The sequence below is a fragment of the Enterobacter cloacae complex sp. P6RS genome, from assembly GCF_014982245.1.
Taxonomy (GTDB): Bacteria; Pseudomonadota; Gammaproteobacteria; order Enterobacterales; family Enterobacteriaceae; genus Enterobacter; species Enterobacter bugandensis.
The window spans coordinates 93,754-106,697 of the sequence record NZ_JADCLB010000012.1; the positions used below are offsets into that span (position 1 = coordinate 93,754).

Annotated in this window: 11 protein-coding genes; 6 read left to right on the plus strand and 5 right to left on the minus strand. The window is 55.6% G+C overall.

Annotated features, from left to right (window positions below):
* Nucleotides 1-14: 14 nt before the first annotated feature.
* The 3 genes from aceF to pdhR all read right to left on the minus strand — a co-directional run bounded on the left by aceF (nt 15) and on the right by pdhR (nt 5,479).
* Nucleotides 15-1,913 carry a pyruvate dehydrogenase complex dihydrolipoyllysine-residue acetyltransferase gene (gene aceF, locus INF73_RS07365; RefSeq protein ID WP_193541110.1) on the minus strand — a complete coding sequence of 633 codons (1,899 nt, stop codon included), beginning with the start codon at nt 1,911-1,913 and terminating at the stop codon, nt 15-17.
* Nucleotides 1,914-1,927: 14 nt separating this feature from the next.
* Entirely contained in the window at nt 1,928-4,591 is a 2,664-nt protein-coding gene (gene aceE / locus INF73_RS07370) for a pyruvate dehydrogenase (acetyl-transferring), homodimeric type (RefSeq protein WP_028015529.1), read from the minus strand.
* A 123-nt stretch (nt 4,592-4,714) separates the two neighbouring features.
* Nucleotides 4,715-5,479, minus strand: a complete 765-nt coding sequence (gene pdhR / locus INF73_RS07375; protein WP_006173806.1) for a pyruvate dehydrogenase complex transcriptional repressor PdhR — start codon at nt 5,477-5,479, stop codon at nt 4,715-4,717.
* Nucleotides 5,480-5,742: 263 nt separating this feature from the next.
* On the opposite strand from pdhR, the gene INF73_RS07380 reads away from it, so the two are divergent.
* The 4 genes from INF73_RS07380 to INF73_RS07395 all read left to right on the plus strand — a co-directional run bounded on the left by INF73_RS07380 (nt 5,743) and on the right by INF73_RS07395 (nt 9,910).
* Nucleotides 5,743-5,970, plus strand: coding sequence for a hypothetical protein (locus INF73_RS07380; protein ID WP_082827687.1), 228 nt, complete (start codon nt 5,743-5,745; stop codon nt 5,968-5,970).
* 46 nt (nt 5,971-6,016) lie between these two features.
* On the plus strand, nt 6,017-7,387 hold the full coding sequence (aroP, locus tag INF73_RS07385) for an aromatic amino acid transporter AroP (protein ID WP_028015528.1): 1,371 nt from the start codon (nt 6,017-6,019) through the stop codon (nt 7,385-7,387).
* A 164-nt stretch (nt 7,388-7,551) separates the two neighbouring features.
* On the plus strand, nt 7,552-8,949 hold the full coding sequence (locus INF73_RS07390) for a glycoside-pentoside-hexuronide (GPH):cation symporter (RefSeq protein WP_045259469.1): 1,398 nt from the start codon (nt 7,552-7,554) through the stop codon (nt 8,947-8,949).
* Between the two features lie 10 nt (nt 8,950-8,959).
* Nucleotides 8,960-9,910 (plus strand): family 43 glycosylhydrolase, encoded by a 951-nt coding sequence (locus INF73_RS07395; protein WP_193541108.1) that lies wholly within the window; start codon nt 8,960-8,962, stop codon nt 9,908-9,910.
* Between the two features lie 18 nt (nt 9,911-9,928).
* On the opposite strand, the gene ampE is transcribed toward INF73_RS07395, so the two are convergent.
* Nucleotides 9,929-10,783, minus strand: coding sequence for a beta-lactamase regulator AmpE (gene ampE, locus INF73_RS07400; protein ID WP_028015525.1), 855 nt, complete (start codon nt 10,781-10,783; stop codon nt 9,929-9,931).
* Nucleotides 10,784-10,792: 9 nt separating this feature from the next.
* Nucleotides 10,793-11,344: a 1,6-anhydro-N-acetylmuramyl-L-alanine amidase AmpD gene (gene ampD, locus INF73_RS07405; protein WP_028015524.1), complete on the minus strand. Its 552-nt coding sequence runs from the start codon at nt 11,342-11,344 to the stop codon at nt 10,793-10,795.
* Between the two features lie 87 nt (nt 11,345-11,431).
* Between ampD and nadC the strand changes: the two genes are divergently transcribed.
* Nucleotides 11,432-12,325 carry a carboxylating nicotinate-nucleotide diphosphorylase gene (nadC, locus tag INF73_RS07410; RefSeq protein WP_045259465.1) on the plus strand — a complete coding sequence of 298 codons (894 nt, stop codon included), beginning with the start codon at nt 11,432-11,434 and terminating at the stop codon, nt 12,323-12,325.
* Between the two features lie 174 nt (nt 12,326-12,499).
* Nucleotides 12,500-12,937 (plus strand): prepilin peptidase-dependent pilin, encoded by a 438-nt coding sequence (ppdD, locus tag INF73_RS07415; RefSeq protein ID WP_059357875.1) that lies wholly within the window; start codon nt 12,500-12,502, stop codon nt 12,935-12,937.
* Nucleotides 12,938-12,944: the final 7 nt, after the last annotated feature.

The following is a 12,944-nucleotide window of genomic DNA, read 5'->3' on the forward strand; positions in this document are numbered from 1 at the left end:
GGCCGGCTTTTCGATTACATCACCAGGCGGCGAATGTCGCTCAGGGTGTTGTTGATGATGGTGATGAAACGCGCACCATCAGCCCCGTCGATCACGCGGTGGTCGAAGGACAGAGAGATTGGCATCATCAGACGCGGCACGAACTCTTTGCCATTCCACACCGGCTCCATCGCGGACTTGGACACACCGAGGATTGCCACTTCCGGCGCGTTCACAATCGGCGCGAAGTGGGTGGTACCCAAGCCGCCGATGCTGGAGATGGTGAAGCAGCCGCCCTGCATTTCGCCGGCAGTCAGCTTACCATCACGCGCTTTCTTGGAGATGGTGGTCAGTTCACGGGACAGCTCGGTAATGCTCTTCTTGTTCACGTCCTTGAAGACCGGAACAACCAGACCATTTGGCGTATCTACCGCAACACCGATATTGATGTATTTCTTCAGCGTCAGCTTCTGGCCGTCTTCGGACAGGGAGCTGTTGAAGCGTGGCATCTGCTCCAGAGCAGCGGCAACGGCTTTCATGATGAAGACCACTGGGGTGAATTTCACGTCCAGCTTACGCTTCTCGGCTTCGGCGTTCTGCTGTTTACGGAACGCTTCCAGATCGGTGATATCGGTTTTGTCGAAGTGGGTAACGTGCGGGATCATCACCCAGTTACGGCTCAGGTTCGCACCAGAGATTTTCTGGATACGGCCCAGCTCCACTTCTTCGATTTCGCCGAACTTGCTGAAGTCCACTTTCGGCCATGGCAGCATGCCCGGGATACCGCCGCCAGCGGCTGCAGCTGGTGCAGCTTCGGCGCGTTTCACCGCGTCTTTCACGTAAGCCTGAACGTCTTCGCGCAGGATACGCCCCTTACGGCCGGTACCTTTCACTTTCGCCAGGTTCACACCGAATTCGCGCGCCAGGCGACGAATCAGCGGGGTGGCGTGGACGTACGCGTCGTTTTCAGCGAACTCTGATTTTTCTGCTTTTGCAGCAGGGGCAGCGGCTGGTTTAGCAGCCTGAGCCGGTGCAGCAGCCGGAGCTGGAGCAGCCGCGGCAGCCGGAGCGGCTGCAGGCGCAGCGCCTTCCACTTCGAAGACCATGATCAGGGAGCCGGTAGACACTTTGTCGCCGGTGCTGATTTTGATCTCTTTAACGGTACCGGCGAACGGCGCAGGCACTTCCATGGAAGCCTTGTCGCCTTCAACGGTGATCAGTGACTGTTCAGCGGCAACTTTGTCGCCCACTTTTACCATCACTTCGGTGACTTCAACTTCGTCACCGCCGATGTCCGGTACGTTAACGTCTTTCGCACCGCCAGCAGCGGCTGGTGCAGCGGCCGGAGCCGGAGCAGCGGCCTGTACAGGCGCGGCAGCAGGTGCAGCACCCGCCACTTCGAAGATCATGATAAGCGACCCGGTAGACACTTTGTCGCCGGTGTTGATCTTGATCTCTTTAACGGTACCGGCGAATGGCGCTGGTACTTCCATAGAGGCTTTGTCGCCTTCTACGGTGATCAGTGACTGCTCGGCCGCAACGGTATCGCCCACTTTCACCAGGATTTCAGTGACTTCAACTTCGTCACCGCCGATGTCAGGCACGTTCACTTCTTTCGCTGCCGCGGCAGCTGCTGGAGCAGCGGCGGCCGGAGCGGCTTCTTTCTTCTCTTCCTGCGCAGGTGCAGCTGCTGCTGCACCGTCGGCGGAATCGAAAATCATGATCAGTTTGCCGGTCTCGGTTTTATCGCCAACGGAGACCTTGATCTCTTTAACGATGCCAGCCTGAGGAGACGGGACTTCCATAGAGGCTTTGTCGCCTTCTACGGTGATCAGCGACTGTTCAGCTTCAACTTTGTCGCCCACTTTGACCAGGATCTCGGTGATTTCAACTTCATCAGCCCCGATGTCCGGTACATTGATTTCGATAGCCATTATTCTTTTACCTCTTACGCCAGACGCGGGTTAACTTTTTCTGCATCGATGTTGAATTTGGTAATTGCGTCCGCAACCACTTTCTTATCGATTTCGCCACGTTTAGCCAGTTCGCCCAGTGCTGCTACAACCACGTAAGAAGCATCAACTTCGAAGTGGTGACGCAGGTTTTCGCGGCTGTCAGAACGACCGAAGCCGTCAGTACCCAGAACGCGATAATCATCAGCTGGAACGTATGTACGAACCTGCTCAGCGAACAGTTTCATATAGTCAGTGGACGCCACCGCTGGCGCGTCGTTCATCACCTGAGCGATGTACGGAACGCGTGGGGTTTCCATTGGGTGCAGCATGTTCCAGCGCTCACAATCCTGGCCATCACGCGCCAGTTCGGTGAAGGAAGTCACAGAGTACACGTCGGAACCCACGCCGTAGTCTTTCGCCAGGATCTGCGCTGCTTCACGCACGTGACGCAGGATAGAGCCGGAGCCCAGCAGCTGAACTTTACCTTTGCTACCTTCAATGGTTTCGAGTTTGTAGATACCTTTACGGATACCTTCCTCGGCACCTGCTGGCATTGCCGGCATGTGGTAGTTTTCGTTCAGGGTGGTGATGTAGTAGTAAATGTTCTCTTGCGCTTCACCGTACATGCGCTGCAGACCGTCATGCATGATGACTGCCACTTCGTACGCGTAAGACGGGTCGTAAGAGATACAGTTCGGGATAGTCAGAGACTGAATGTGGCTGTGGCCATCTTCGTGCTGCAGACCTTCACCGTTCAGAGTCGTACGACCAGAAGTACCACCGATCAGGAAGCCGCGAGCCTGCTGGTCGCCTGCCTGCCAGCACAGGTCACCGATACGCTGGAACCCGAACATGGAGTAGTAAATGTAGAACGGGATCATCGGCAGGTTGTTGGTGCTGTAAGAGGTCGCAGCAGCCAGCCAGGATGCGCCTGCGCCCAGCTCGTTGATACCTTCCTGCAGAATCTGACCTTTCTCGTCTTCTTTGTAGTATGCAACCTGCTCACGGTCCTGCGGGGTGTACTGCTGGCCGTTCGGGCTGTAGATACCGATCTGACGGAACAGACCTTCCATACCGAAAGTACGCGCTTCGTCGGCGATGATTGGCACCAGGCGATCTTTGATCGACTTGTTCTTCAGCATCACGTTCAGGGCACGAACGAAAGCGATAGTGGTAGAGATCTCTTTGTTCTGCTCTTCCAGCAGCTGAGAGAAGTCTTCCAGCGCTGGCAGTTCCAGCTTCTCGGTGAAGTTAGGCTGACGAGCTGGCAGGTAGCCTTTCAGCGCCTGACGACGTTCGTGCAGGTACTTGTGCTCTTCAGAGCCTTCCGGGAAGGTGATGTAAGACAGGTTTTCTACCTGCTCATCGGTCACTGGAACGTTGAAACGGTCGCGGATATAGCGCACGCCGTCCATGTTCATTTTCTTAACCTGGTGAGCGATGTTTTTACCTTCTGCGGTATCACCCATGCCGTAACCTTTGATGGTGTGGGCCAGGATTACAGTCGCTTTACCTTTGGTTTCACGCGCTTTTTTCAGTGCAGCGTAAATTTTCTTCGGATCGTGACCACCGCGGTTCAGGGCCCAGATCTGCTCATCAGTCCAGTCGGCAACCAGCGCTGCGGTTTCAGGGTATTTGCCGAAGAAGTGCTCACGCACGTAGGCACCGTCTTTGGATTTGAAGGTCTGGTAGTCGCCGTCAACGGTTTCGTTCATCAGCTGGATCAGTTTACCGCTGGTGTCTTTACGCAGCAGTTCGTCCCAACGGGAACCCCACATGACTTTGATCACGTTCCAGCCAGCACCTGCGAAGATGCCTTCCAGTTCGTTGATGATCTTGCCGTTACCGGTTACCGGACCATCCAGACGCTGCAGGTTACAGTTGATGATGAAGCACAGGTTGTCCAGCTTCTCACGGGTTGCGATGGTGATCGCACCTTTAGATTCTGGCTCATCCATTTCGCCGTCGCCCAGGAAGGCGTAAACGGTCTGCTCAGAGGTGTCTTTCAGACCACGGTGTTCCAGATACTTCAGGAATTTAGCCTGGTAGATCGCACCGATTGGGCCCAGACCCATAGATACGGTCGGGAACTGCCAGAATTCAGGCATCAGTTTAGGGTGCGGATAAGAAGACAGACCTTTACCGTGAACTTCCTGACGGAAGTTGTTCATCTGCTCTTCAGTCAGACGACCTTCCAGGAATGCACGTGCATAGATGCCCGGAGAGATGTGGCCCTGGAAGTACACCAGATCGCCGCCGTCTTTCTCGTTCGCTGCACGGAAGAAGTGGTTGAAGCACACTTCGTAAACGGTCGCAGAAGACTGGAAGGACGCCATGTGGCCACCCAGCTCCAGGTCTTTCTTGGACGCGCGCAGAACGGTCATGATGGCGTTCCAGCGGATTGCAGAACGGATACGACGTTCCAGATCCAGATTGCCCGGGTATTCCGGTTCGTCTTCAACGGCAATCGTGTTTACGTAGTTGCTAGCCCCTGCACCTGAAGCAACCTTCACGCCGCCTTTGCGAGCTTCAGAAAGCAGCTGATCAATCAGATACTGAGCGCGCTCAACACCTTCTTCACGGATGACCGATTCGATCGCCTGTAGCCAGTCGCGAGTTTCGATCGGATCCACGTCATTTTGGAGACGTTCTGACATGGGGGTATTCCTTATCTATCTAATACGTTGATTTGTCTGGAACCTGTCCCATTGTGCTCTTGGGCAAGAACACAATAAGACAGGTTCTGCGTTTAGTTGCCGCGCTCTAAAAGTACCTGGCGCTTAATCCTTTCGTTGCTGTATGCGGCGTAATGAACGTTCGCGACGCGATTGTTCACGGCTGCGGTCCAGCAAGATTTCCTCAATGAAAGCCAGGTGACGGTGCGACGCTTCGCGCGCCTGCTCCGGCTCCCCGGCCATTATCGCCTCGAATACTCGGGTGCGATGGTTGCTTACCAGCGGGAGCATCTCCCGACGGGCATACAACAATTCAAAATTCTGACGAACGTTCTGGGCCAGCATCGGCTCCATGCAGCGTAGCAGATGGAGGAGCACCACGTTGTGTGCCGCTTCGGTAACGGCGATTTGATACTGGACAACGGCGCTGGACTCGGCGTCTAAATCGCCGGACTGCTGTGCCCGTTCAATGGCCTGATGCAGTTCGCGGATACGCACGCGATCTTCATCAGTGCTGCGAAGGGCGGCGTAATAGGCCGCAATACCTTCAAGCGCGTGACGGGTCTCAAGCAGGTCAAACTGGGATTCTGGGTGGTCAGAGAGAAGTTCTACCAGCGGATCGCTGAAGCTCTGCCACAGGCTGTTTTGCACAAAGGTTCCGCCGCCCTGGCGACGAAGCAGCAAGCCCTTTGCTTCGAGGCGTTGAATCGCCTCACGCAGAGAGGGACGTGAAACGTCGAACTGTTTTGCCAGCTCGCGTTCTGGCGGAAGTTTCTCACCCGGGCGCAGAGTCCCTTCGAGGATTAAAAACTCCAGCTGCTGCTCAATCACATCAGATAGTTTTGGTTGGCGAATTTTGCTGTAGGCCATATTCCCTGTCTTACGCCTTTTTGCCCGGAGTCAATTGGTCTTACCAATTTCTAGTTCGTATCGCTAAAGTAACAAAGTATTCACCTTCTGTCCATATTGGTTTTGATTGAAATCAGTAAACCCTGCACATTTTAACAACCTTACAGAAATAACGTTTCAGAAATGTAACTTTGCACAAATGAGTTGATTACTCCCGAAGAGGGAGTTTTAACCATAATGAAACGAGGGTTTTTGCAATCTGAAGCGATTCAACATGGCAAATAATGAAAATTCGCCCACTTAAGAAGCATTTCTATTCTATAGGTTGGGTTAGGAAGAATAAGCGGGCCGATTTACAAATGCTTTCTTTTTATTCAAGTCGTCAGCATCCCTTCATAAAGCAGGTGCATTCGCAGGCGCTTACCACTATTCTGGCGCTTACGGAAGTCATCTCCGCTTTTTTCGGTTTGTTTAACCGTAAAGAAATAAATACAGAATATGGACTTTCATAATTACACACGCACAGCGTGAACATAACAACCACACACGAGGTTTCAAATGGAAGCTCAACAGCACGGCGATCAGCTAAAGCGCGGACTTAAAAACCGCCATATACAGCTCATCGCACTGGGCGGTGCGATTGGTACCGGCCTGTTTCTGGGCAGCGCATCCGTTATCCAGTCAGCCGGTCCGGGTATTATTTTGGGTTACGCGATTGCGGGTTTCATCGCTTTTCTGATCATGCGCCAGCTTGGCGAAATGGTCGTTGAAGAGCCGGTCGCAGGCTCGTTCAGCCACTTTGCCTATAAATACTGGGGCAGCTTTGCGGGCTTCGCCTCCGGCTGGAACTACTGGGTGCTGTACGTTCTGGTTGCTATGGCCGAGCTGACCGCCGTCGGGAAGTACATTCAGTTCTGGTACCCCGAGATCCCCACATGGGCGTCTGCTGCAGCCTTCTTCGTGATTATCAACGCCATTAACCTGACCAACGTAAAAGTGTTCGGCGAGATGGAGTTCTGGTTTGCCATTATCAAAGTCATTGCCGTTGTGGCGATGATCATCTTCGGTGGCTGGCTGCTGTTCAGCGGCAACGGCGGCCCGCAGGCTACCGTGCGTAACCTCTGGGAACAGGGCGGCTTCCTGCCTCACGGCATGACCGGTCTGGTGATGATGATGGCGATCATTATGTTCTCCTTCGGCGGCCTGGAGCTGGTGGGTATTACCGCTGCCGAAGCCGATAACCCGGAGCAAAGCATCCCGAAAGCCACGAATCAGGTTATCTACCGTATTCTGATCTTCTATGTGGGCTCACTGGCCGTGCTGCTCTCCCTGCTGCCGTGGACGCGCGTGACCGCTGACACCAGCCCGTTTGTTCTCATCTTCCACGAGCTGGGCGATACCTTTGTCGCCAACGCCCTGAACATCGTGGTGCTGACCGCAGCGCTCTCCGTTTACAACAGCTGCGTATACTGCAACAGCCGTATGCTGTTCGGCCTGGCCCAGCAGGGCAACGCGCCGAAGATGCTGCTCAACGTGGATAAACGCGGCGTGCCGGTGAATACCATCATTGTTTCAGCCATCGTGACCGCCCTGTGCGTGCTGATTAACTACATGGCACCGGAATCGGCGTTTGGCCTGCTGATGGCGCTGGTAGTCTCTGCTCTGGTTATCAACTGGGCGATGATCAGCCTGGCGCACATGAAGTTCCGCCGCGCGAAACAGCAGCAGGGCGTTACCACGCGCTTCCCTGCCCTGCTCTATCCGCTGGGTAACTGGATTTGCCTGCTGTTTATGGCGGCCGTGCTGGTGATCATGCTGATCACGCCGGGCATGGCGATTTCCGTCTACCTGATCCCGGTCTGGATTGCGATCCTTGGCGTTGGCTATCTCTTCAGCCAGAAAAGCCGTAATGCCATGAAGGCGCACTAAACCTCTCGCCGCGGCACCTGTTTTTGCGGGTGCTGCGCGTTGTTACCTCCTTCACACTTTCACGCCAACAGCACATTTATCCATATCACCGCCCTGATACTGCAACGCATATATTCCTTTGCCAGCGAATAATTCTCCCCATACCGTAAACCGGAGAGCTGTCGATGGATAACAACAAACTGTCAGTAAAAGAAAAGATCGGCTATGGGATGGGCGACGCGGGATGCAACATCATCTTCGGCGCCATCATGCTGTTTGTTAACTATTTCTATACGGATATTTTTGGCCTGGCGCCTGCGCTGGTCGGCGTGCTGCTGCTGTCCGTCCGCGTGATTGACGCCGTAACGGACCCGATTATGGGGGCGATTGCCGACCGTACCCGCAGTAAATATGGCCGGTTTCGTCCATGGCTGCTGTGGATTGCGTTCCCCTACGCGCTGTTCAGCATTCTGATGTTCACCACCCCGGAGTGGAGCTATAACAGCAAAGTTATCTATGCGTTTGTCACCTACTTCCTGCTCTCGTTAACCTATACGGCCATCAACATCCCTTACTGCTCGTTAGGTGGAGTGATCACCAACGATCCAAAAGAGCGCGTGGCCTGCCAGTCGTATCGCTTCGTGCTGGTCGGCATCGCCACGCTGCTGCTCTCCTTAACGCTGCTGCCGATGGCCGACTGGTTTGGCGGGGATAACAAAGCCAAAGGCTACCAGATGGCGATGACCGTCCTGGCGCTGATTGGTACCTGTATGTTCCTGTTCTGCTTCGCCACCGTGCGCGAGCGCGTGCGTCCGGCAGTGCAAACCAACGACGAGCTGAAAAACGACCTGAAAGACGTGTGGAAAAACGACCAGTGGGTGCGCATTTTGCTGCTCACGCTGTGCAACGTCTGCCCGGGCTTTATCCGCATGGCGGCGACCATGTATTACGTCACCTGGGTGATGGGCCAGAGCACCCACTTCGCCACGCTGTTTATCAGCCTGGGCGTTGTCGGCATGATGCTTGGCAGCGTGCTGGCGAAAGTGCTGACCGACCGCTGGTGTAAGCTGAAGGTCTTCTTCTGGACCAATATCGTGCTGGCGGCATTCTCCTGCGCCTTCTATTTCTTCGACCCGAAAGCCACCGTTACCATCGTTGTGCTCTATTTCCTGCTTAACATCCTGCACCAGATCCCGTCTCCGCTGCACTGGTCGCTGATGGCCGACGTGGACGACTACGGCGAGTGGAAAACCGGGAAACGCATCACCGGGATCAGTTTCTCGGGTAACATCTTCTTCCTGAAACTGGGCCTGGCGATTGCCGGTGCGATGGTCGGCTTCCTGCTCTCCTGGTACGGTTATGACGCGGGCGCAAAAGCGCAAAGCGCGGATGCCATTAACGGGATCGTGCTGCTCTTTACCGTCATTCCGGGCATTGGATACTTAATTACCGCTGGGGTGGTACGTCTGCTGAAGGTGGACCGCGAAACCATGAAGCAGATCCAGGCCGATCTGGAAAAGCGCCGTACCAACTACCGCGAGCTGAATGACTATCAGGAACTCAAAGCCGCTGAGACTAAATAAGGAAAGCCGCATGCCTAACTGGCCAAACCCGTTTATCGAACAACGCGCCGACCCGTACATTTTACGCCATGAGGGACAGTACTATTTTATTGCCTCCGTGCCGCAGTACGACAGGCTGGCGATCCGCCGCGCAGACTCGCTGGAAGGACTACGCGACGCTGAAGAGGTGGTGGTCTGGCGCAAACCCGAGACCGGCCCGATGAGCCAGCTAATCTGGGCGCCAGAACTGCACCACATTGACGGAAAGTGGTACATCTATTTTGCCGCGACGCACACCCAGGCGCTCGACGCGCTCGGGATGTTCCAGCACCGCATGTTTGCGATTGAGTGTGCGGACCGCGATCCGCTCAGCGGTACCTGGATCGAGAAAGGGCAAATCAACACCCCGTTCGACACCTTCGCCCTGGACGCCACCACCTTTGTTCATCAGGGCAAACGCTGGTACCTGTGGGCGCAAAAAGCCCCGGATATTTCCGGCAACTCTAACCTCTATCTGTGTGAAATGGAGAACCCGTGGACGCTGAAAGGCGAGCCGGTGATGCTCAGCAAGCCAGAATACGACTGGGAATGCCGTGGTTTCTGGGTCAACGAAGGTCCGGCGGTGCTGGTTCACGGCGATAAGCTGTTTATCAGCTACTCCGCCAGCGCCACCGATGAGAACTACTGCATGGGGTTACTGTGGATAGACCTTAACGCCGATCCGCAAAACCCGGCAAACTGGCACAAATCCCCTCGCCCGGTTTTCGTCACCAGCTATGAGAACCGCCAGTACGGGCCAGGCCACAACAGCTTTACGCAAACGCCGGAAGGGGAAGATGTATTGGTGTATCACGCAAGAAATTACACCGAAATTGAAGGCGATCCGCTTTACGATCCGAACCGTCATACCCGCCTGAAGCTTGTCCGCTGGGACGAAAACGGGATGCCTGATTTCGACATCCCGCCTGCGGATACGTTATAGCCTCTGCGGCGCGCTGGGTTACACCAGCGTGCCGTAAATCGTCAGCAGCGCCACAATCACCACCACCACAAACGAGGTTTTCTTCGCCATGGAGACGGCGGCCTTTGGCGTTTCGATCTTGTCGGTATGCGGTTCGCGCGCCAGCGAGAACTGCGCCAGGCGCGTCAACACCTGGTACTGGGACGTATGGCGGTCCCCAAGAGAAGCGAACCATGCGGGCAGCGCTTTTTCACCGTGCCCAATTAAGGCGTACACCACGCCCACCAGACGCACCGGTAGCCAGTCGAGCACGTGCAGTATGGCATCAATGCCGGACAGCAAACGCTCATGCGGCGTCAGATAACGGGCAAGCCAGGTCTGCCAGGCGCGCAGGAACGCATAGCCCATCAGCAGTACCGGCCCCCACGGGCCGCCCACCACAAACCAGAACAGCGGAGCCAGGTAGTAGCGGAAGTTAATCCAAAGCAGCGCGTTTTGCAGCTCGCGCAGGAACTCGCGCTCGTCGCAGTCCGGCGGCACGCCGTGGATCATCGTCAGCTCGCTCGCCATCGCGCCGCGCGCGTGGGCATCGTCACGGGAGGCGGCTTTCAGGTAGGCGTGATAGTGCAAACGCACCTTGCCCGCACCAATGCACAGCACGCCGAGCAGGATCCACACCACCAGCAGCGGCACGTTGAAAAAGAGTCCGTACAGCGAGCGCAGCAGCAGGAAGGTAATCAGCATGACGCCCGCCATCATCAGCAGCGTGCGCAGCATGGAAAAGTGCTTAATGCGGCGGAATAACACCTCCAGCCGGTGATCCAGTTGCCAGTGCTCACCGAGCTTGAACAGGCGTTCAGCGATGATAACCAGCAGCATGGTAAACAACGTCATGGTATCTCCTTATTCTGACGACGCGGCAAGCATGGCGCGAAACCGCGGCCAGTCAAATGCCGGGCCGGGATCGGTTTTTCTCGCCGGAGCGATATCGCTGTGCCCGGTAATATTGTCGGCGATTGCCGGGTAGAGTCCGATAAGCGTGTGGGTAATAGCAACCAGCTGCTGATACTGGGCATCGGTGTAGGGGGTAGTATCCGTGCCTTCCAGCTCAATCCCAATCGAGAAATCGTTGCACCGTTCGCGCCCGTGATACATCGATACCCCGGCATGCCAGGCGCGCTTATCAAAAGGAACATACTGAACTACCTCACCATCACGGCGAATCAGGCAGTGAGCCGACACGCGCAGATGCGCAATCTCAGCGAAGAAGGGATGAGCATTGGGATCTATCGTTCCCGTGAATAACGCATCGATCCACGGGCCGCCAAACTCACCCGGCGGGAGGCTAATATTATGAACCACCAGCAGTGTGGGCTTTTCATCCTCCGGGCGGCAGTCGTGGTGCGGCGAGGGCACATGCCGCGCATCCACCAGCCATCCGTTTTCTAACAACATGCTGGAACTCCTTCTGTATGGTGCAATGACTCGGTTCAGAGTAGCATGTTTCAATATTATGATTCGTTACCAATTTGGAGTTTTATCATGCCGCCTCGCCGCTACAACCCCGACCACCGACGTGAAGCGCTTCTGGAACGTATTAATATGGATATTCCGGCAAGCGTCGCCCATGCGTTGAAAGAAGACCTGGGGGGTGACGTTAACGCCGATAAAGATATTACCGCACAATTGTTGCCAAAAGAGACACGCTCGCACGCGGTCATTATCACCCGTGAGGAGGGCGTTTTCTGCGGCAAGCGTTGGGTTGAAGAGGTCTTTACTCAGCTGGCGGGTGACGATGTACAGGTGACATGGCACGTTGATGATGGTGATGCAGTGACCGCCAATCAGCCGCTGTTCGAGCTGGACGGTCCTTCCCGCGTATTACTGACCGGCGAGCGTACCGCGCTCAATTTTGTCCAAACGCTCTCTGGCGTCGCCAGTGAAGTGCGCCGCTACGTTGACCTGCTGGCCGGCACCCGTACCCAGCTGCTTGATACCCGCAAAACGCTGCCGGGCCTGCGCACGGCGCTGAAGTATGCGGTGCTCTGCGGCGGCGGCGCAAACCATCGTCTGGGCCTGTCCGACGCTTTCCTGATTAAAGAGAACCACATTATTGCCTCGGGCTCCGTGCGTCAGGCGGTGGAGAAGGCCTTCTGGCTGCACCCGGACGTGCCGGTTGAGGTGGAGGTCGAAAGCCTGGAAGAGCTGGAGCAGGCGATCAAGGCCGGGGCCGATATCATCATGCTCGATAACTTCGAGACGGAGCAGATGCGCGAGGCGGTGAAACTGACCAACGGCCGGGCCCAGCTTGAAGTGTCCGGAAACGTCACTTTCGAGACGATCCGTGAGTTCGCCGAAACCGGCGTGGACTACATCTCCGTTGGCGCGCTGACCAAGCACGTGCGCGCCCTCGATCTCTCAATGCGCTTCAAATAACGCACGCTCCCCTCTCTGTCCGGAGAGGGGAATTTCAGCCTCGCTCGCAAATCCATTGTCCTTCTCTGCAACACGGAATGAATTCTCTGAAGCTCCTTTCTCGTTCTCTTTTTTGCCCCTCGTTTCTGCCCTGTCCCGCTGACAAAGTAGCGCCACTTTGCATAAGGAGCAGATATGGACAGACAACAAGGATTCACACTCATTGAGCTGATGGTGGTCATTGGCATCATTGCGATTCTGAGCGCCATCGGCGTTCCCGCCTATCAGAACTACCTGTGTAAAGCAGCCCTCACCGATATGCTGCAAACTTTCGTTCCCTATCGCACTGCCATTGAGCTTTGCGCGCTCGATCGCGGCGGCGTGGAGAGCTGCGATGCCGGCAGTAACGGTATTCCCTCTCCTGCCACGACGCGTTACGTTTCAGGAATGAGCGTGGCGAAAGGGGTCGTGACCTTAACAGGCCAGGAGAGCCTGAACGGGCTGACGGTAACCATGACGCCGCAGTGGAGCAACGGCAACGGTATGACGGGCTGGACGCGTGACTGCAATATCAGTGCTGACAGCGCGCTTAAGCAGGCCTGCGAAGACGTCTTCCGCTTCGACACTAACTAAGGAGCGG